We start from the raw sequence: 17756 nt of genomic DNA, 5'->3' as shown, positions 1-17756 counted from the left end.
CCCGTTTAGATCGGGGGCATGAGCAAGCGGGTCATCGTCGCGGCCACCGATGGGATGCCGTGCGGCAGCGCGGCCGTCGAGTGGGCGGCCCGGCAGGCACAGCGGAGCGGTTGCGCGCTGCGGATCGTGCACGCATACGAGTGGGACTGGTACGGGACCCGGTATGCCGAGGTGGCCCGCGTTCTGGCCGCCGCCGTGGCCGATGACGCCTACGCGCGGGCGCGGCTGCTGGCGCCGGAGACCGACATCTGGACCGACACGCTGATCGGGCCCCTGCTGCCCCGGTTGCTCGAAGGTGCGCGGTTCGCCGAGATGCTCGTCGTCGGGCACGGGCGGCAGGGTCCGTCGTCGGTCGGGCGTGAGGTCGTCAGCAATGCGCCGTGCCCGGTCGTCGTCGTGCGCAACGAACGGCGGCCGCAGCCGGTCGCTTGACCGGGCCCGCGGCCGCGACGTCGGTGCTCCGTGGCAGGCTGGGGTGGTGAGTTCACCCGTCGAGGCCGACATCGTGCTCGTGGGCGGGGGTGGCGCGGCCTCGCTCGTGCTGGCCGAGCTGGGGCGCGAGCACCTGCCCGGCGTACGGGTGGCGGTGGTCGACCCGGTGCTCAAGCGCGGTCAGGACCGCACGTGGGCGTTCTGGGGTTCGCCCGGCTCCGCGCTCGACCCGCTGCTCAGCGCGAGCTGGGACGACGTCGACGTGGTGACCCCGGCCGGGCGGCGCGTGCTGTCGCTGCGCCCGCTGCGGTACGCGATGCTGCGCTCGGCGCCGCTGTACGAGCTGGCCGCCAAGACCGACGCCGTACGGATCACCGCGGCGGCGGGCACCGTGCTCGACGACGGGGAGCGGGTCGTCGTGTCGGATCCGGACGGGACCCCCCTCGTACGGGCGGCTTGGGCCCTTGACTCGCGGCCCCGGCCCCCGCGCCGGGCCGGGCGCACGAACTGGCTGCAGCACTTCCGCGGCTGGTGGCTGGAGGCCGACCGGCCGGTGTTCGACCCTGACCGCGCAGTGCTCATGGACTTCCGTACGCCGCAACCCGCGCGCGGTGTGTCGTTCGGTTACGTGCTGCCCGTGAGCGATCGGTTCGCGCTCGTCGAATACACCGAGTTCTCGCCGGCGCGCCTCACGTCGCCCGAATATGACCGTGCCTTGCGCGCTTATGCCGACCTGCTCAGGCTTAACGTGTCCGAGTTGCGCGTCCGTGAGGTCGAGGACGGCGTCATCCCGATGACCGACGGCCCGTTCGAGTCGCGGCCGTCCCCGCGCGTCGTCCGGCTCGGCACGGCGGGCGGCGCCACCCGCCCGTCGACCGGCTTCACGTTCTCGGCGATGTCCCGGCAGGCGGTCCAGGTCGCCCGCGCGGTCGCCGCCGGTCGCCCGCCGGTGCCCGATCCGCCCTATCCGGGCCGGCACCTGTGGATGGACGCTGTGCAGCTGCGCGCGCTCGATCGCGGGCTGGTGGACGGGGTGGCGTTCTTCGATCGGCTCTTCGAGCGCAACCCGGCCTCGCTCGTGCTGCGGTTCCTCGACGGCACGACCAGCGTGGGGGAGGACCTGCGACTGATGTCCTCCACCCCGCTGCTGCCGATGACGCGGGCCGCGGCCGGCGACGCTATCGCGCGTCTTCGCTCACGCTGACGAGCACCTTGCCGACCGCGCCGTTCTCGACCGCCACGTGCGCGCCGGCGGTGTCGCCGAGCGGGAAGCGGATCAGCGGCAGGCCGTGTTCTTCGCCCACTGGCAGCGCGCCGTCCGCCACCGCTGCCGACACGTCCTCGGCGCCCGCGGTCAGAGCCTGCTCGCCGACCGTGTACAGCACGAGGAACTGGTAGCGGGTGTTGATCGTCATGTTCTGCCGGACGTCGAGCTCGACGGTCTTGCCGCCGTCGTTGGCGTACGTGGCGATGGTGCCCCGGTTGCGCAGGACGGCCAGGTCGAGCGCCAGGTTCGCGCCCAGCGCGACCTCGGCGACGATGTCGACACCGTCCGGCGCGATCGCCCGGATCGCGGCCACCGGGTCGCCCTCGCGATAGTTGACCACGTGGTGGGCGCCCGCGGCGGTGGCCAGGCGAGCCTTCTCCGGTCCGCTGATCGTGCTGATCACGGTGGCGCCGGCCCAGCGGGCGAGCTGGATCGCCGCATGCCCGACCGCCCCGGCGCCGCCCGCGGCCAGGACGACCTTGCCGTCGAGGGCGCCCGGGGCCAGCCGCGAGGGGCCGTCCTCGGCCACGGTCAGCGCGCGGTGGGCCGTGAGCGCGGGCACGCCCAGCGTGGCGCCGAGGTCGAAGTCCGCATTGTCCGGCAACGGAATGGCCCGGTTCGCGGGCACGACGGTGTACTCGGCGGCGGTGCCGGTCGGGCGGCCCGCGGCGGCCATGAACACCCACACGCGCTGACCGGCCCGGCCCGGGTCGACGCCCGGACCGGTCGCGTCGATCACGCCGGCGCCGTCGAGATGCGGCGTGACCACGGGGAACTGTTTGGGGTTGGTGGCGCCCGCGCGGGTCTTCCAGTCGGTCGGGTTGACGCCCGAGACGGCGACCCGGACGCGGACCTCGCCCGGGCCCGGCTCGGGCGTGTCACGGTCGGCCAGCCGGAGCACTTCGGGGCCGCCGTTGTCGGTGTAGATGATGGCCTTCATGCGTCAATAATCGCTGGCTCCGGCCGGCGGCGCGCTGTTAGCTTGCGGTCGTTCCGATCACCTATCGAGGACGGACCGTTGTACACCAGCTGAGACATTCACCGCGCCGAGACCGCCGCTCCGATGCAGCGTGCCCGTTTCGTGCGCACTGACGTCCCGCACTGATCGAGCGAGTGCGGCGTGCCGTGGTGACATCCGGCCGCCCCTCGCTTCTCCGTCGTGCGCGGACATCTCCCGCGGAGCGTGGTCTCCGCCCGGAATGTCGCAGCAGATCGGTATGTCCACCGGTGATCGACCGCACCATGCAATGGCTCGTGTGCCCGACCAACCTTCCGCTCATCCGTCGTCGTTGCCTGCGCTGCCCGTCGGCGCGCTACCAGCCACACGGCAAGTTCCGCATCAACGCCAACCACAAGCTCCTCGACGTCTGGCTGCTCGCTCTGTGCGCCGGCTGCGGGGAGACCATCAAGCTGACCGTCCTGGAGAGAGCCAACGTCCGTACGATCGACCCGCCCACCCTCGGCCGTTTCCACGACAACGACGTCGACCTGGCGGCCGAACTGCTGATCGACCCGGGTCTGCAGCGCCGCAACAACGTGACGCTGGACTGGACCGGGGCATGGACCGTTCACAAGAGCGGGGACCACGCCGGCCCGCCGGCGGTCGTGCACACACGGGTGCGTTTCGCCCAGCCGATCCCGCTCAGGGTGACGACGCTGCTCGCGGCCGGTCTGGAGGTTTCGCGCTCCGAGATCCAGCGCCGGATCGCCGACGGCACCCTCTCGTCCCCGCACCGTCTGACCGGCCGGACCTCCACCGACTTCAGCTTCACCTCGCGCGGGCCGGGGAGGATTCCCGCCGCCGCAATGACCGAAAACCCGCTACCCGAGCGAAATCCGTCGATGTTAGGCTCCGTCGCCCCGCGCGTATGGCGCCGTGAGGGCAACGGGGAGAACATATGAATCGCACCCTGCGAGCGCTGCTGTCCGCGACGGCCGCCGCGCTCGTCACCGCCACCGTCCTGGTCGGGCTTCCGGCCGGCCCCGCACAGGCTCAGACGTACGGGAGCCTGCCGCTCAAGGCCTGGTCCTACATCGACAGGGCGCAGCCGGCCACGCCCAACCCGGACCCGTCCGGCGACTTCCTGATCGGCAGCCGCGACGAGCACACCGGCCGGGGCTACTTCACCTTCGACCTGACCCTGCTCCAGGACCAGGTGCTGCACCGGGTCAGCCTCTACACCAACGAGCGCACGGTGAACGACTGCTCCAAGCCGGCACCCATCGAGGTGTGGCGCACCAATCCGGTCACCGCCACCACGACCTGGCAGAACCCGCCCAAGGAGCTGGAACTGCTGGCCGAGCGCACGTACGGCAGCGGCGTGTTCTGCCCGGGGGCCCACCTCGAGGTCGACATGATCCCGGCCGTGCAGGCGGCGTTCGCCCGCGGCGACAAGACCCTGACGATCGGGGTGCGCATCAAGGCCGGCAGCGAGGCCGACACCACCGTCGGCCGGACGATGGTCCCGGCCCGGATGAGCTACGCGGCCAATCACGCACCCAAGGTGAGCGGGCTCAAGCTGAAGTATCCGGACGCGGGCTGCGGCACGCTCGCCAAGCATCCGACGGCCGGCTCGCTGATTCAGGCGCAGGCCACCGTCACCGACGCCGACCCCGGCGACCACCCCCGCGTCCGGTACGCCTCCTGGCCCGTCGATCACCCCGACCAGCGCCGCGAGTCCTCGTCGGCGGCCCTGAACCTCAGCGGTCTGGCCGACGGCACGGTCGTGGCCTGGACAGCGCGCGGTGAGGACAACGACGACGCCGGTGCGTGGGGCAAGACCTGCTACTTCACCGTCGACCAGACCGCTCCGGCGGCGACGCCGATCGTCTCGTCGAAGCAGTACCCCAGCCCGGACTTCCCGGGCACCGGAGGTCCCGGGGTGGCCGGCACCTTCGTGTTCGACGCAGCCGGCGACGCCGACGTGGTCGCTTTCGACTGGTCCGGGCTGAACGGCGGCCTCCTGCAGCGGGTCAAGGCGGGCCGGCCCGGTGGCCGGGGCAAGCTCACCATCACGCCCAGCCGATCCGGTCCCGGCGGCCTGCAGGTCGCCGCGGTCGACCGGGCCGGCAACCGTGGGCCGTGGGCCACCTACCGTTACCAGGTGCGCGATTCCGCGCCGATCGCCTCCTTCGAGGTGGCCGGCGTGGGACTGACCAGCCACATCACGCTCACGTCACGGCTGGCCGAGACCACCGCTTTCGGGTACGCCGTGGACGGTGGCACCGAGAAGCGGCTGCCCGCCGTCGACGGCAAGGCCACCGACGACCTGGTCTTCGCGAGCACCGGCACGAAGACCGTGGTGACCCGGGCGTACGCGGGAACGAAGTTGCTCGGCGCCGAGAGCACCCAGGTGTCGGTCAGCGACGCGCCGCTGATCGCCTCGGACGACTTCGACTGGAACAAGGACCCGATCGAGGGCAAGGCCGGAACGTTCACCTTCACCCCGCGCACGACCGGCGTGAAATCGTATTCGTACAGCTTCGGCGGCGGCGTGTGGACGAGCATCGACGCCGACGCTCAGGGCACGGCCGTGCTGACCTGGACCCCCACGAGCGGCGGTTATTTCGACCTGTACGTCTTCTCGGTGGACGCGGCGGGGAACCGTTCGCTCTCCAGTAACCGCCAGTTCTCGGTGCACGCATTGCTGCCGTCGGTGAGCGTTCGTGCGTACGGCGCTCATGTCGGCGACCCGATCCCGGTGACGGCCTGGTCCAACCGGCCGGACGTGACCGCGATCGTCTACAGCTTCGACGGCGGTCCGCAGCGCACGATCGACGGCTCGTACGTGGAGTTCGACGTGGTGGCGACGCGCGCCGGGGACAGCGTGCTGAAGGTGTGGGCGAAGCTGGCCGGCGGCTCGCTCACGCCGCCGGTGGAGGAAGTCGTCCATCTTGACTCGGCACCGCGGATCGTCTCGCGCGGTCCGTTCGGTCCCGAAGCGGTGATGCAACGGCCGGTGTCGTTCACCTTCACCGCCGCGCAGGAGGGCGCGACCACGGTCCGCTACGCGGTCGACGGCGGCCCGCAGCAGACGGTGCCGGTCGGTGAGCCCGTGACGTACGACGTCCCGGCCGGTGCGAGCTACGTCTCGGTCGAGGCCGTCACGCTCACCGCGGACGGCACGGCGTCGGACTCCAGCACGTTCTCGGTGGCCGTACGCAACCCGGGGGTCGACGTCAGCAACCCGTGGGCCGGCGGCGGGGGAGAGGTCGGCGTCCCCGGCCAGTTCGGCTTCTCGGCGTGGGACCTCAACGAGGTGACGACGAAGTACTTGTGGCACGTCGACGACGAGGCCGTGCAGGAGGTCGAGCTCGACCCGTGGTCGTGGGAGACGCCGGCCTCCTACACACCGGAACGGGCGGGCGAGCACACCCTGTCGGTGCAGCGTGAGTTCACCGACGGTTCGCGCTCGCCGGTGACGACGGTGCCCTTCACCATCGGCTGAACCAGCCCGACGGCGACGGCCCGGTCCTGGCGACCGGGCCGTCGTTCGTTCGGGGTGGCCGCTCGCATGAAAATGCGGGATGGTGCATAATCTCTTCCGTGACCAAGGTGCTCTCTTCTCTCCCGGTCGGCGAACGTGTCGGCATCGCGTTCTCCGGTGGCCTCGACACGTCGGTAGCGGTGGCGTGGATGCGCGAAAAGGGCGCCGTGCCCTGCGCCTACACCGCCGAGATCGGCCAGTACGACGAGCCCGACGTGACCTCCGTGCCCGAGCGGGCCATCGCCTACGGCGCCGAGCTCGGCCGCCTCGTCGACTGCCGGTCCGCGCTCGTCGAGGAGGGCCTGGCCGCCCTGGCCTGCGGCGCCTTCCACATCCGCTCCGGCGGCCGGACATATTTCAACACCACCCCCCTGGGCCGGGCCGTCACCGGCACGCTGCTCGTGCGGGCCATGCTGGAGGACCAGGTCCAGATCTGGGGCGACGGCTCGACGTTCAAGGGCAACGACATCGAGCGTTTCTACCGGTACGGGCTGCTGGCCAACCCGTCGCTGCGGATCTACAAGCCGTGGCTCGACAAGGACTTCGTGACCGAGCTCGGCGGGCGCAAGGAGATGAGCGAGTGGCTGGCCGCCCGCGACCTGCCCTACCGTGACTCCACCGAGAAGGCGTATTCGACCGACGCCAACATCTGGGGCGCCACCCACGAAGCCAAGTCGCTGGAGCACCTCGACAACGGCATCGAGCTCGTCGACCCCATCATGGGCGTGCGCTTCTGGGACCCCGAGGTGGCCATCGCGGCCGAGGACGTGACTGTCGGTTTCGCCGAGGGCCGCCCGGTGACGATCAACGGCAAGGAGTTCGGGTCGCCGGTCGACCTGGTGCTCGAGGCCAACGCGATCGGCGGGCGCCACGGCCTGGGCATGTCCGACCAGATCGAGAACCGGATCATCGAGGCCAAGAGCCGCGGCATCTACGAGGCGCCCGGCATGGCGCTGCTCTACATCGCATACGAGCGGCTGGTCAACGCCATCCACAACGAGGACACGGTGACCAGCTATCACAACGACGGCCGCAAGCTGGGCCGGCTGATGTACGAGGGCCGCTGGCTCGACCCGCAGGCGCTCATGCTGCGCGAGGCGCTGCAGCGCTGGGTCGGCAACGCCGTCACCGGTGAGGTCACCCTGCGCCTGCGCCGCGGCGACGACTACTCGGTGCTCAACACGACCGGCCCGGCGTTCAGCTACCACCCCGACAAGCTCTCGATGGAGCGCACCGAGACGCCGGCGTTCGCCCCGGCCGACCGGATCGGCCAGCTGACGATGCGCAACCTCGACATCGCGGACAGCCGGGCCAAGCTCGAGCAGTACGCGCAGCTCGGCATGGTCGGCAGCCCGCAGGGCCTGGTCGGCGCCCTGCCCGCGGGCGGCGCGGAGGAGATCGCCTCGCGCGGCGCGGCCGCTCCCGGCCACGATGACCTGCTCGACCAGGCCGCCATGGAGTCCGGCACCGACTGACCCCACTGCCCCGGCCCGCTGCGGCCACCGGCTTCCTGCGGCCACCGGCAGCGACCCCGCTGCGGCTCCCGGCTTGCTGCGGCCACCGGCAGCGACCCCGCTGCGGCCCCCGGCTTGCTGCGGCCACCGGCAGCGACCCCGCTGCGGCCCCCGGCTTGCTGCGGCCCCCGGCTTGCTGCGGCCACCGGCCCGCTTCCGCCCCCGGCCCGCTTCCGCCCCCGGCCCGCTTCCGCCCCCGGCCCGCTTCCGCCCCCGGGTCGCTGCGGTTCGGCGCCGCGGTCGGGGGCCGGCGGGAGCTGACTGCAGCTCAGGCGGTGGCGACGCCCGCGATCTGGGTGTTGAACGTGACGAAGGGGGAGTGGAGCCGGTAGGGCTCCACCTCCACTTGCGCGAATCCGGCCGCCCGAACGAGGGCGGCCAGATCGCGTTCGCACGAGCAGCCCTCGAAGGTCCACGCCCACGGCCGGCGCAACGCCCGCTGCAGGGCGCGGGTCGGCGTGCCCGCCGGGGCGGCGACGTGCTCGACGAACCGGAACGTGCCACCGGGGCGCAGGATCCGCCGCACCTCGGCCAGCACCCCGGCCGGGTCGCCCACCGTGCACAGCACGAGCGACGAGATCACGGTGTCGGCGCTGCTCTCCGGGAGCCCGGTGTCCTCGGCCCGGCGGGCGCGCAGGTCCAGCCGCACGCCACGGCGCTCGGCGGCGGCCCGCAAACGCCGGTGCATGGGCACGTTGGGTTCGATGGCGACGAGCGTCGAGCCGGCCTGCAGGTAACGCAGGTTGGCGCCCACCCCGGAGCCGAGCTCGACGACCGTACGGGGAAGGTCGTGGAACAGGCGGCGCTTGCGGTCGCGCACGTTGAACTCGATGTAGGGGCCCAGCACGCTGAAGAAGGCCGCATTGAGCGGCCCGCGCAGCCGGTGCACCTCGAAGTCGGACATGCCCTCATCGTGGCCGTTCGACGGGAGGCGAAGCAGGCGGGGAAACACCCCACTGTGCGGTGTGCCAGGCGGCGATCTGGGCGCGTGAGCGGAAGCCGAGACGCTGCAGGATCCGTTCGACGTGGCCTTCGGCCGAACGTTCATCGATGCCCAGACGCTGCGCGATCTCGCGGTTCGTGCAGCCTCGGCTGATTAGTTCGGCCACTTCGCGCTGCCGGGCGGTCAGCCCCTCGGCGCGGCGGCGGGGGACGGGCAGGCCCAGGAAGCGGCGGACGGTGCGCACCAGTTCGACGTGGTCACCGGCGTACGGGAGATGGGATCGTCCGGGCAGCAGCGTGAGCTGGGAATGCTCGATGCTGTCGGAAAGTGCTCGAGCCTGCGCGACCGGCGCCGCTCGATCGCCGGTGCGGTGCACGATGAGCGTCGGTGCGCGAACCTGCGTGAGGTGAGCACTGACGTCCAGCTCGTAACTGAGCGCCAACAGTGCGCGAGCGGTCGCGGCGCTCGAACATGCGCGCTGATAACGAGCATGCTCGGCCCGGAAAGCGCGATCGGCGTCCGGCGCGAAGATGTCGGTGAGAACGTCCGACCCGAGCCCCCAGTGCGCCTCGACCAACCCCAGGACGCTCTCCCGTACGGCCGGAGACGCCAGCTCGGCCCCGCGGACCCACCCGCCGTAGAGCACGAGCCGCCGTACGGTGCCCGGATGCGCGGCCGCCCACGCGACCGCCACCGGCGCGCCCATCGACGTCCCCACCAGATCGAACGGCTCGTCCAGCGTCGCCGCCACCGCGGCCAGGTGTTCCAGCTCGAACTCGAGCGAAGGTGTCCGCGCGGTGGCCGCCGACAACCCGCAGCCCGCGCGGTCGTAACGCACCAGCCGCGCACCTTCGGCCAGTGCCTCGTAGAAGCTCCGCTCGGCCGCGAACTCCCAGCTCAGCTGCAGATGCGTGAGCCAGCCCATCACGTACACGATCGGCCGTCCGGAACCCGCCGACGCGTACGCCACCGTGGTGCCGTCGGCCAGCGTCACCTGCCCGAGCCGCTGCCGCACCCGGGGATTGTCGCAAAGAGAACGCCGCCCCGGGCAGGCCCGGGGCGGCGTCGGAGGAGCAGGGTCAGACGAGACCGTTCTCGGTCAGCCAGCCCTTGGCCACCGCGGGGGTGTCCTGCTTGTCGACCTGAACCTTGGCCAGCGTGGTGGTCAGGTTCTCGGTGGTCAGCTTGGCCGAGACCGCGTTCAGGGTCTCGGTCACGGTCGGGTTGTTCGCCGTCGAACGGATCAGCGGGATGATGTTCTCGGCCAGGTACAGGTTCTTCGTGTCCTCGAGCACGACGAACTTGTTGACCGCGATCGACGAGTCGGTGGAGAAGATGTTGCCGACCTGGATCTGACCCTTGACCAGGGCATTAACGGTCAGCGGGCCACCGGCGTCGAGCGGCTTGAACTCCTTGAACTCGATGCCGTAGAGCTCCTTGAGGCCCTTGAGGCCCTGGTAGCGCTCCTGCCACTCGGGGCCGGCGCCGATCGTGAGGTCCTTGGCCACCGGCTTGAGGTCGTCGATCGTCTTGAGGTTGTACTTGGCCGCGGTCTCCGAGGTGACCGTGAGCGTGTCCTTGTCCTCGGCGGGGGACTGCTCGAGCACCTCGGTGCCCGACGGCAGCACCTTCTTGAGCGCGCCCAGCACGTCCTCGGGCTTGCTCACACCCTCGGGCGCGCCACCGCTGGACAGCGCGGCCAGCAGGGCGCCGTTGTACTCGGGGAGCAGGTCGATCGAGCCGTCCTGCAGCGCCTTGAGGTAGAGCTCGCGGGCGCCGATGTTGAACTGCCGCTTGACCGTCACACCCTTGGCCTCGAGGGACTGGGCGTAGATCTCGGCCAGCAGCTCGCTCTCGGCGAAGTTGGCCGAACCGATCGTGATGGTGCCCGGCGCCGAGCTGGCCCCGGTGTTGTCGTCGGCCAGCGGGTCGTCGCCCGAGCCGCACGCGGTCAGCGCCACGGCCATGGCGACGGCGGTGCCAACCGCGCTGAGTCGCTTAATGAGTTTCATGGAACGGACCTTTCACTTGGATGCCCGAAGACCGGGCGAGACGATCCAGCGCTGGGCGAACGCCAGCACCAGGTCGAGCAGAACGGCCAGCACCGCGACGACAATGGCGCCGGCCAGCACTCGGGAGTAGTCGTTGACGGCCAGGCCGTCGATCAGCAGGCGGCCCAGACCGCCGAGGCCGACCGCGGCGGCCACGGTCGCGGTGGCCACGACCTGCAGGGCGGCGCTGCGGAAGCCGCTCATCAGCACGGGCAGCGCCATCGGCAGTTCCACCCGGAACAGCACCTGCAAGGGCCGCATGCCGACACCCCGCGCGGCGTCCACCACCCCGGGGTCGAGGCTGCGGATGCCCGCGTACGCCGACGTCAGGATGGGCGGGATCACCAGCACCGTGAGCGCGATCAGCACCGGGAGCAGCCCCAGCCCGAGCAGGGTCACCATCAGCATGAGCAGGCCGAGCGTGGGCAGCGAGCGACCGGCGTTGCCCGCGTTGATGGCGATGAACGAACCGCGGCCGGTGTGCCCGATGTAGAGGCCCACCGGCAGCGCGATGACCGTGCCCAGCGCGAGCGCCAGCAACACGTACCAGAGGTGGGAAACGATCAGCTGCGGGATGCTGCCCGACGAGAAGTCCCAGTGGGCGGCGTCGAAGAGGTAGGTGAGATTCATGCCCGGCCCCTTTGCACGCGGGTCCACGGCGTGACCGCGCGCTGCACGAGCACGATGATCAGGTCGGCGATGCCGGCCAGCAGCACCGACAAGATGATGCCGACCAGGATCGGCTCGATGTAGAACAGCTGGAAGCCGCGGGTGAACAATTGCCCGAGGCCGCCGATGCCGATCAGGGCGCCCACGCTGACCAGGCTGATGTTGGAGACGGTGGCGACGCGCAGACCGGCCAGGATGACCGGCAGCGCCACCGGCAGCTCGACGTCGAAGAGCCGCCGCAGCCGCCGGTAGCCCATCGCGGTGGCCGACTCGACGACCAGGCGGTCGACGGAGCGAAGACCGTCAGCGACCGTACGGGCCATCAGCGCGACGGTGTAGATGGTGAGCGCGACCACGATGTTCAGCGGCGACAGGATCTTCGTGCCCAGCACCACCGGCAGGAACACGAACAGCGCGAGCGACGGGATCGAGTAGAGCACGCCGGCCACGTTGATCAGCGGGTGGTAGAGCCACGGGAACCGGACACCGAGGTAGCCGATCGGCAGCGCGATGAGGAAGCCGAGCAGCACCGGGATGAGCGCGAGCGTGATGTGCTGGCGCAGCGCGGCCAGCACCGTCTCGGAGTTGTTGGACAGATAAGTGATCATGAGGCGCGCCGGGCCGCCAGGTAGTCGGCAAGGTCGTGGTGGCGTACGACACCGTCGGCCTTGCCCTCGGCGTTGACCCGGACGGCGATGCCCACCGGCGAGCTGATGGCGAGGTCGGTCACCAGCCGCAGCGAGTCGCTCGCGGTGAAGGTGCCACCGGTCGGCAGCACCTGGCCGGACTCCATGTGCCAGCCCGCAGGCCGGCCGGCGTCGTCGAGCGCGAGGGTGCTCGGAGGGCCGGACACGGGCAGGTCGGCGGCGGAGTCGAAGGACAGGCTGCGGATGCCGCGGTCACGGCCGACGAACTCGGCCACGAAGTCGTCGGCGGGCGCGGTCAGCAGCTCCTGCGGGGTGCCGACCTGGGCCAGGATGCCACCCTGGCGGAACACCGCCACCACGTCGCCGAGCTTGATCGCCTCGTCGATGTCGTGCGTCACCATGGCGATCGTCTTGCCCAGGTCCTGCTGCAGGCGCAGGAACTCGCGGTGCAGGCCCTCGCGGACGACCGGGTCGACCGCGCTGAACGGCTCGTCCATCAGCATGATGGGCGGGTCGGCGGCGAGCGCGCGGGCCACGCCGACGCGCTGCTGCTGGCCGCCGGAGAGCTGCGCCGGGTAACGCTTGGCGAACTCCGGCGCCAGCCCGACCCGCTCGAGCAGGCTGAGGGCGGCGGCGCGGGCCTCGCGGCGGGTCTTGCCCAGCAGCACCGGCACGGTGGCCACGTTGTCGAGCACTGTGCGGTGCGGGAACAGCCCTGCGCTCTGGATCACGTAGCCGATGCCGCGGCGCAACAGGGCCTCGTCCTGCCCCGCGATGTCCTTGCCGTCGATCAACACGCGGCCGGATGTGGGGCTGATCATACGATTGATCATGCGGAGCGAGGTGGTCTTGCCGCAGCCGGACGGCCCGACCAGGACCGTCATCTTCCCGGTGGGCAGTTCGAGCGACACGTGGTCGACCGCGGTGCTGCCGCCGGGATAGACCTTCACGACGTCGTCGAATGTGATCATGGCACTCCTGCGGCAGCGGATGTATGAATACGGCTATTCATACTTCATGGGTAGTGAATAGAATGTCAACGGCCCCGGGGTGGCCTTTACGGTCTGGTAACACTGGTGATGGTGGCGCTATGCAGGCAGAACGGCTCGACGGGGCGAACCTGACGATCAGTGGTCTCGTGGCCATCGCTTCCGGTCGAAGTGGGGTCGAGGTCGAATCGGCGGCCCTGCATCGGGTCGGGGAAACCAACGCATTGATGCAGCGAGCCCGGGCGCATGGCGCAGTCTACGGGGCCAACACCGGGGTCGGCGCCAACAGGCACGAGCGCGCCGACGACGAGGAGCGCGGACTGCGCCTGTTGCGGAGTCACTGCGCCGCCGTCGGGCCGGTCGAGGACGACCTCACGGCGCGCGCGGCCATGGCCGTACGGCTCAATCAGATCCTCGCCGGGGGCTCGGGCATCTCCCCGCGGGTGGCCGAGGCGCTGGCCCAGGCGCTGGACGAGGGCGCGGTCCCGACCATCCACTCGTGGGGCGCCATCGGCACTGCCGACCTGGCCGCCCTGGCCGAGCTCGGGCTCACCCTGGCCGGCGAGCGACCCTGGCAGAACGGCAAGGGGCCGACCACGACGATCGACGCCACCGACGCGCTGCCGCTGATCAGCTCGAGCGCTCTCACCGTGGCCACGGCCGCGCTCGCGTTGCAACGGATGCAGAGCCAGCTGCGCGCGTCGATAGTCGTGGCGGCGCTGAGCTTCCTGGCGCTCCGGGGCAACCCGGAGGCGTACGACGTCGCCGTGCACCGCAACCGTGCGCATCCCGGCCAGATCGAAGTTGCGCGTTTGATGAGCCGGCTGGTGGCCGGGGCCGCGGCTCCCGTACGCATCCAGGACCCGTTCGGACTGCGCGTGCTGCCCCAGGTGTCGGCGCCGGCCATCCACGCCGCCCGCACCCTCGACGACGTGCTCAGCGAGGAGATCAACGCGGCCGTCGAGAACCCGCTGGTCACGTCCGAAGGTGTGTTGCATCACGGCCAGTTCCACACGGCGACGCTGGCCTCCAGCCTCGACGCCGCCCGCGGTGCGTTCCTGCCCGTGCTGTCGCTCTCGACCGCGCGGCTCGGACTGCTGATGCGGCCCGACCTGACCGGCCTGCGCGCGTTCCTGGCGGCCGGACCGGTGGGCAGTTCGGGCCTGATGATCAGCGAGTACGTCGTGCAGGACGTGCTGACCCAGATCCGTGTCGGCATGACCCCGACCGCGGCCGGCACGCTGAGCATCTCGCTGGGGCTGGAGGAACACGCCAGCTTCGCCACGCAGGGTGCGCGGGCCTTGCGCACCATGACGCGGCTCGCCCCCACGTTGCTGGCCGCCGAACTGGTGGCGGCGGTGCGTGCGCTGCGCATGGCGCCCGGCCGGCTCATCGTCGGCCCGCTGCGCGACGCCTTCCACCTGGCCGACGAGGCGCTCGACCCGTCCGAGGACGACCGGCCGCTCGGCATCGACCTGGAGCAGGGCGCCGAACTACTGCCGCGCCTCGGCGCCGTCCTCGACTACTCCTCGATGGGCCTCAGCGCGTAAGCACGTTGCTCAGACCTGCGCGTTCGCTCACTGTTCGATGGCGCGCGTTCGCTCGCTGTCCGCCGGTGCGCGTCCGCTTGCTGTCCGCCGGTGCGCGTCCGCTTGCTGTTCGATGGTGCGCGTCCGCTTGCTGTTCGATGGTGCGCGTCCGCTTGCTGTTCGATGGTGCGCGTCCGCTCGTTGTTCGACGGTGCCCGTCCGCTCGCTGTCCGCCGGTGTGCGGGCGCCGCTATTCGTCGATCGGGCGCAGCTCGTCGGCGTAGCTGACCGCCTTGCGACGCAGCACGCCGGCCGGGCTGATCGAGTACTGCCCCATGCGCCACAGCGGCGGCGAATACGCATGGATCGACACCGAGCCGTCGACCGCCCCGCCCATCCGGTGGATGTGGTCGGGCCCGAACGCGAACGCCCGCCCGGCATCGACCACCCTGGTCACCGGCTCGCCGCCCATCCGCGGGGTGGCCTCGGTGACCGCGCCCCGGGTCACGGCGACCGCCCCCGACGACGTGTCGTGGTCGTGCCAGCCGGTGTCGTCGACGACGTTCCAGCACAACACCCAGACGTCCACGTCGCTGTCGCGGTAGAGCGATGCGTAATGCCGGCTGCCCGTGTCGTGCTTGACCAAGTGCTCCCACAACTCGGGCCGCGCAGCCAGGTCGGCCACCCAGCTCTTGAGCTCGTGCAGATCGAGAACCCGACCGGGCAGGGCCGGCAGAACCGTCATCGCGCATCTCCTGTCAGAAAGTGGTGGGGGTTGGCGGTGAACAAGGCGTGCGTGAAAGCCGGGCCCAGTTGCGGGTCGGTGGCCTCCGCGTACGGGCGGTCGGATCCGGACACGATCGGGTCGACGCCGACCACGCGGACCAGGGCGTCGATGGCCCTGGTGCCGTACGACGAGGTCTCGTAGAAGACGTTGGCATTGAGCGCACCCAGCCGGCCGCCGCGCGCGGCCAGCCGTTCATGGTGCAGCGGGGCCAGCCCGGCCAGCGCGACAAAACCGATGCGCACCTCCGCGCGGCCCGCCACGTGCCAGGCGAGCCAGGCCTGGTGCATCTGGGACACGTACGGCACCAGGGCCGGCCACCAGGACGGCAGGTCCGGATCGCAGGCCGGCGCCGGGCCGGGATGCACGAGCACGGGCTTGTTCGCCTTGACCGCCTCGTCGAGCAGTGGCGCAACATGCTCGATGCCACGCGGGTCGGCCAGCGCGGTGGCCGGCAGCTGCAGCCCGGCCACGCGCTCCTCGCGCAGCACCTTGGCCAGGCCGTCGGGATCGGGCTCGGCCACCCCGGCGGCGGCCCAGACGTGGAAGGGATCGCCCAGTTCGAGCGCGCTCTCGTGCCAGATGTCGATCAGTTCGGCGCCGTCGTGCGCGGGCAGATGCTCGATGCCGAGCGGGCTGGAGAGCGAAACGAGCACCCGGTCGGCACGCTCAGTGCCGCGGCGGTGCTCGACGTTGTGCGCTTGCGGATCGACCTCGTACGGGCTCTCACCCGCCAGATGCAACGTCCAGCCCCGCATGAACGGGTAGGAGTGGCGGCGACGCAACGCCTCGACCAAGCGCTGGGGCCACAGATGCTGATGACAGTCGATCACCATCGTGACTCCTTGTGCGATAGGGAAGCGCTTCACTCGTAGGGAAAGTGAAGCGCTTCCCCCCGCAAAAGGCAATGTGTTCTCAGGCACCGGACTTTCGGATTGAGTAGCCGGCGTCCAAGCTCCGCCGCCGACGGACAAAGACGATCGCGAGAAGGTAATGCATCGCCGAACGCGGACTTCACGCACGGAACACCCGCACGGACCGCCCACGCCGCCGCAATGCGCCGGCGCGCAGAAGTGATCGAAGTCGGCGGTCTGCATGCGGGGTGTGCTGGATTGCGTCGGGTAGTGCGCACGTTTGGGGACGTGATGCCGGGCGGTTCAGGTCGTCGGCGTGTGCCGGCGGATTGTGCCTCGGGGTCTCGGTAAGTGCGCACGTGCTGAGGCACGATGCCAGCGGCTCAGTTCGCCGGCGCATGTCGGTGGTCAGTACCTCGGTTCTCCTGGATGCGTCAGTCAGTGCGCGCGGCAAGGAGCGCGATGCGAACGCTGCCGGGCGTCATTCCTCAGGTCGCCGGTGTGAAGAAGCGGACGATGTCGGTGGCGGCGGTGGGAGCGAGCATCATCGCCTGGACCCGTGCCGACATCTCGGCGACCGGGTGGATCCGGGCGAACATCGCTTCCTCGTACGCGCGGATTCCGTGCACTCCGTCGGCGGCCAGCGCGGTGGCCAGTTCGGCCGCGTCCAGCATCGCCTGGTTGGCGCCCTCACCGACCGGTGGCATGAGGTGCGCGGCGTCGCCGATCAGGGTCAGGCCCGGCCGGTGGGGCCAGCGTGTGCCGGTGGGCAGCGCCTCGATCCGCCGGACGACCGGTGGGCCGTCGGCCTCCTCGATGAGCGCGGTGAGGCCGGGACTCCACCCGTCGAACTGCTCGAGCAATGCGCGTTTGCTGCCGTAGCTGCGCGGTTGGCGCGAGCCGGGCGGCAGCGTGACGCCGACCCGGAGGCTGCCGTCACGCTGACGTTGTGCGGCCAGGATCCGGCTCGCGCCGACGCACCAGAGGTTGCCCGGCCCGACCAGCGCGGCCAGCTCCGGATGGCGGTGGTCGGCGTCGCCGATGGTGAGCTCGGCCAGGACGGCCACGGTGGCCAGCGGAGCGTCGGTCAGCAGCGGCCGGACGGCCGAGCGGGCGCCGTCCGCGCCGACGAGGACGTCGCAGTCCGCGCCGGTGCCGTCGCTGAACGCGAGCCAGAAGCCGCCGCCGGGCCGGGGTGCCGCCGCGGCGATCCGGTGCCCCCAGGTCACCGCATCGTCGGGGAGCGCGTCGAGCAGCAGATCGCGCAGCACGCCGCGGTCGATCTCGGGCCGTCCGTCGAACGAGCCGGGATCGGGACGGTGATGCACGAGGATGCTGCCCGACGGGTCGACGATGCGATGCTCCTCGCCCTCCGGCCGTGCCTCGGCCCGGAACTCGCCGGTCAGCCCGGCCTCCGCGAGGGCCCGCTGCCCCGACTCCGGGTGCAGGTCGAGCAGGCCGCCCTGCGATCGCGCGACGCGGCTCGCGTCGCGCTCGTACAGCGCCGCTTCGATGTCGTGACGGCGCAGGATCCGGGCCAGGGTGAGGCCGCCCAGCCCGCCACCCGCGATCGCAATGTGCATGACCGGT

The 17756-nt window shown here is 71.0% G+C and carries 16 protein-coding genes; 6 read left to right on the top strand and 10 right to left on the bottom strand.

The window, feature by feature from the left end:
* Nucleotides 1-18: 18 nt before the first annotated feature.
* Together BKA14_RS11905 and BKA14_RS11900 are read left to right on the top strand one after the other, a co-directional pair.
* Nucleotides 19-432 carry a universal stress protein gene (locus tag BKA14_RS11905; protein ID WP_184950986.1) on the top strand — a complete coding sequence of 138 codons (414 nt, stop codon included), beginning with the start codon at nucleotides 19-21 and terminating at the stop codon, nucleotides 430-432.
* Complete coding sequence (locus BKA14_RS11900) at nucleotides 374-1636, top strand: lycopene cyclase family protein (RefSeq protein WP_184950985.1); 1263 nt, start codon at nucleotides 374-376, stop codon at nucleotides 1634-1636. Before BKA14_RS11905 ends, BKA14_RS11900 begins: the two co-directional genes overlap by 59 nt.
* Here the strand turns inward: BKA14_RS11900 and BKA14_RS11895 are convergent.
* A complete protein-coding gene (locus tag BKA14_RS11895; RefSeq protein ID WP_184950984.1) occupies nucleotides 1611-2639 on the bottom strand; it encodes an NADPH:quinone reductase in 1029 nt (342 codons plus the stop codon). The genes BKA14_RS11900 and BKA14_RS11895 overlap by 26 nt on opposite strands.
* Nucleotides 2640-2926: 287 nt before the next feature.
* Between BKA14_RS11895 and BKA14_RS11890 the strand changes: the two genes are divergently transcribed.
* The 3 genes from BKA14_RS11890 (at nucleotide 2927) to argG (ending at nucleotide 7661) form a co-directional block, all read left to right on the top strand.
* Nucleotides 2927-3601, top strand: coding sequence for a DUF1062 domain-containing protein (locus BKA14_RS11890; RefSeq protein ID WP_239093582.1), 675 nt, complete (start codon nucleotides 2927-2929; stop codon nucleotides 3599-3601).
* The gene (locus tag BKA14_RS11885; protein ID WP_184950983.1) at nucleotides 3598-6147 is read left to right on the top strand and encodes a hypothetical protein; all 2550 of its coding nucleotides are present in this window, start codon (nucleotides 3598-3600) and stop codon (nucleotides 6145-6147) included. The genes BKA14_RS11890 and BKA14_RS11885 overlap by 4 nt, the downstream gene beginning before the upstream one ends.
* Nucleotides 6148-6245: 98 nt before the next feature.
* Nucleotides 6246-7661 carry an argininosuccinate synthase gene (gene argG / locus BKA14_RS11880; protein ID WP_184950982.1) on the top strand — a complete coding sequence of 472 codons (1416 nt, stop codon included), beginning with the start codon at nucleotides 6246-6248 and terminating at the stop codon, nucleotides 7659-7661.
* 307 nt (nucleotides 7662-7968) lie between these two features.
* Here argG and BKA14_RS11875 read toward each other — a convergent pair whose 3' ends face one another.
* The 6 genes from BKA14_RS11875 to BKA14_RS11850 form a co-directional block, all read right to left on the bottom strand.
* Nucleotides 7969-8604, bottom strand: coding sequence for a class I SAM-dependent methyltransferase (locus BKA14_RS11875; RefSeq protein WP_184950981.1), 636 nt, complete (start codon nucleotides 8602-8604; stop codon nucleotides 7969-7971).
* A 4-nt stretch (nucleotides 8605-8608) separates the two neighbouring features.
* Nucleotides 8609-9658 carry an alpha/beta fold hydrolase gene (locus BKA14_RS11870; RefSeq protein WP_184950980.1) on the bottom strand — a complete coding sequence of 350 codons (1050 nt, stop codon included), beginning with the start codon at nucleotides 9656-9658 and terminating at the stop codon, nucleotides 8609-8611.
* Between the two features lie 64 nt (nucleotides 9659-9722).
* On the bottom strand, nucleotides 9723-10655 hold the full coding sequence (locus BKA14_RS11865) for an ABC transporter substrate-binding protein (RefSeq protein ID WP_184950979.1): 933 nt from the start codon (nucleotides 10653-10655) through the stop codon (nucleotides 9723-9725).
* Between the two features lie 12 nt (nucleotides 10656-10667).
* Nucleotides 10668-11324 (bottom strand): ABC transporter permease, encoded by a 657-nt coding sequence (locus BKA14_RS11860; RefSeq protein ID WP_184950978.1) that lies wholly within the window; start codon nucleotides 11322-11324, stop codon nucleotides 10668-10670.
* Nucleotides 11321-11971, bottom strand: a complete 651-nt coding sequence (locus BKA14_RS11855) for an ABC transporter permease (protein ID WP_184950977.1) — start codon at nucleotides 11969-11971, stop codon at nucleotides 11321-11323. The genes BKA14_RS11860 and BKA14_RS11855 overlap by 4 nt, the downstream gene beginning before the upstream one ends.
* Nucleotides 11968-12981: an ABC transporter ATP-binding protein gene (locus tag BKA14_RS11850; RefSeq protein ID WP_184950976.1), complete on the bottom strand. Its 1014-nt coding sequence runs from the start codon at nucleotides 12979-12981 to the stop codon at nucleotides 11968-11970. Before BKA14_RS11850 ends, BKA14_RS11855 begins: the two co-directional genes overlap by 4 nt.
* A gap of 119 nt (nucleotides 12982-13100) precedes the next feature.
* On the opposite strand from BKA14_RS11850, the gene BKA14_RS11845 reads away from it, so the two are divergent.
* A complete protein-coding gene (locus tag BKA14_RS11845) occupies nucleotides 13101-14549 on the top strand; it encodes an aromatic amino acid lyase (RefSeq protein ID WP_184950975.1) in 1449 nt (482 codons plus the stop codon).
* A 229-nt stretch (nucleotides 14550-14778) separates the two neighbouring features.
* Here the strand turns inward: BKA14_RS11845 and BKA14_RS11840 are convergent, their stop codons facing one another.
* The 3 genes from BKA14_RS11840 to BKA14_RS11830 all read right to left on the bottom strand — a co-directional run bounded on the left by BKA14_RS11840 (nucleotide 14779) and on the right by BKA14_RS11830 (nucleotide 17749).
* Nucleotides 14779-15273: a cysteine dioxygenase gene (locus BKA14_RS11840; RefSeq protein ID WP_184950974.1), complete on the bottom strand. Its 495-nt coding sequence runs from the start codon at nucleotides 15271-15273 to the stop codon at nucleotides 14779-14781.
* Nucleotides 15270-16148, bottom strand: a complete 879-nt coding sequence (locus tag BKA14_RS11835) for an amidohydrolase family protein (RefSeq protein WP_184950973.1) — start codon at nucleotides 16146-16148, stop codon at nucleotides 15270-15272. The genes BKA14_RS11840 and BKA14_RS11835 overlap by 4 nt, the downstream gene beginning before the upstream one ends.
* A gap of 506 nt (nucleotides 16149-16654) precedes the next feature.
* A complete protein-coding gene (locus tag BKA14_RS11830) occupies nucleotides 16655-17749 on the bottom strand; it encodes an FAD-dependent oxidoreductase (protein ID WP_184950972.1) in 1095 nt (364 codons plus the stop codon).
* Nucleotides 17750-17756: the final 7 nt, after the last annotated feature.

The sequence above is a fragment of the Paractinoplanes abujensis genome, from assembly GCF_014204895.1.
Taxonomy (GTDB): domain Bacteria; phylum Actinomycetota; class Actinomycetes; order Mycobacteriales; family Micromonosporaceae; genus Actinoplanes; species Actinoplanes abujensis.
Note: the sequence above shows the minus strand (reverse complement) of the source record. Positions and strands in the feature narration are given on the sequence as shown.

What these genes read in the sequence shown, in the direction of transcription:
- BKA14_RS11865 (WP_184950979.1), bottom strand. Translation starts at nt 10,655, where the DNA reads ATGAAACTCATTAAGCGACTCAGCGCGGTTGGCACCGCCGTCGCCATG.
- BKA14_RS11840 (WP_184950974.1), bottom strand. Translation starts at nt 15,273, where the DNA reads ATGACGGTTCTGCCGGCCCTGCCCGGTCGGGTTCTCGATCTGCACGAG.
- BKA14_RS11900 (WP_184950985.1), top strand. Translation starts at nt 374, where the DNA reads ATGCGCCGTGCCCGGTCGTCGTCGTGCGCAACGAACGGCGGCCGCAGC.
- BKA14_RS11835 (WP_184950973.1), bottom strand. Translation starts at nt 16,148, where the DNA reads ATGGTGATCGACTGTCATCAGCATCTGTGGCCCCAGCGCTTGGTCGAG.
- BKA14_RS11850 (WP_184950976.1), bottom strand. Translation starts at nt 12,981, where the DNA reads ATGATCACATTCGACGACGTCGTGAAGGTCTATCCCGGCGGCAGCACC.
- BKA14_RS11895 (WP_184950984.1), bottom strand. Translation starts at nt 2,639, where the DNA reads ATGAAGGCCATCATCTACACCGACAACGGCGGCCCCGAAGTGCTCCGG.
- BKA14_RS11875 (WP_184950981.1), bottom strand. Translation starts at nt 8,604, where the DNA reads ATGTCCGACTTCGAGGTGCACCGGCTGCGCGGGCCGCTCAATGCGGCC.
- BKA14_RS11905 (WP_184950986.1), top strand. Translation starts at nt 19, where the DNA reads ATGAGCAAGCGGGTCATCGTCGCGGCCACCGATGGGATGCCGTGCGGC.
- BKA14_RS11855 (WP_184950977.1), bottom strand. Translation starts at nt 11,971, where the DNA reads ATGATCACTTATCTGTCCAACAACTCCGAGACGGTGCTGGCCGCGCTG.
- BKA14_RS11860 (WP_184950978.1), bottom strand. Translation starts at nt 11,324, where the DNA reads ATGAATCTCACCTACCTCTTCGACGCCGCCCACTGGGACTTCTCGTCG.
- BKA14_RS11830 (WP_184950972.1), bottom strand. Translation starts at nt 17,749, where the DNA reads ATGCACATTGCGATCGCGGGTGGCGGGCTGGGCGGCCTCACCCTGGCC.
- BKA14_RS11845 (WP_184950975.1), top strand. Translation starts at nt 13,101, where the DNA reads ATGCAGGCAGAACGGCTCGACGGGGCGAACCTGACGATCAGTGGTCTC.
- BKA14_RS11885 (WP_184950983.1), top strand. Translation starts at nt 3,598, where the DNA reads ATGAATCGCACCCTGCGAGCGCTGCTGTCCGCGACGGCCGCCGCGCTC.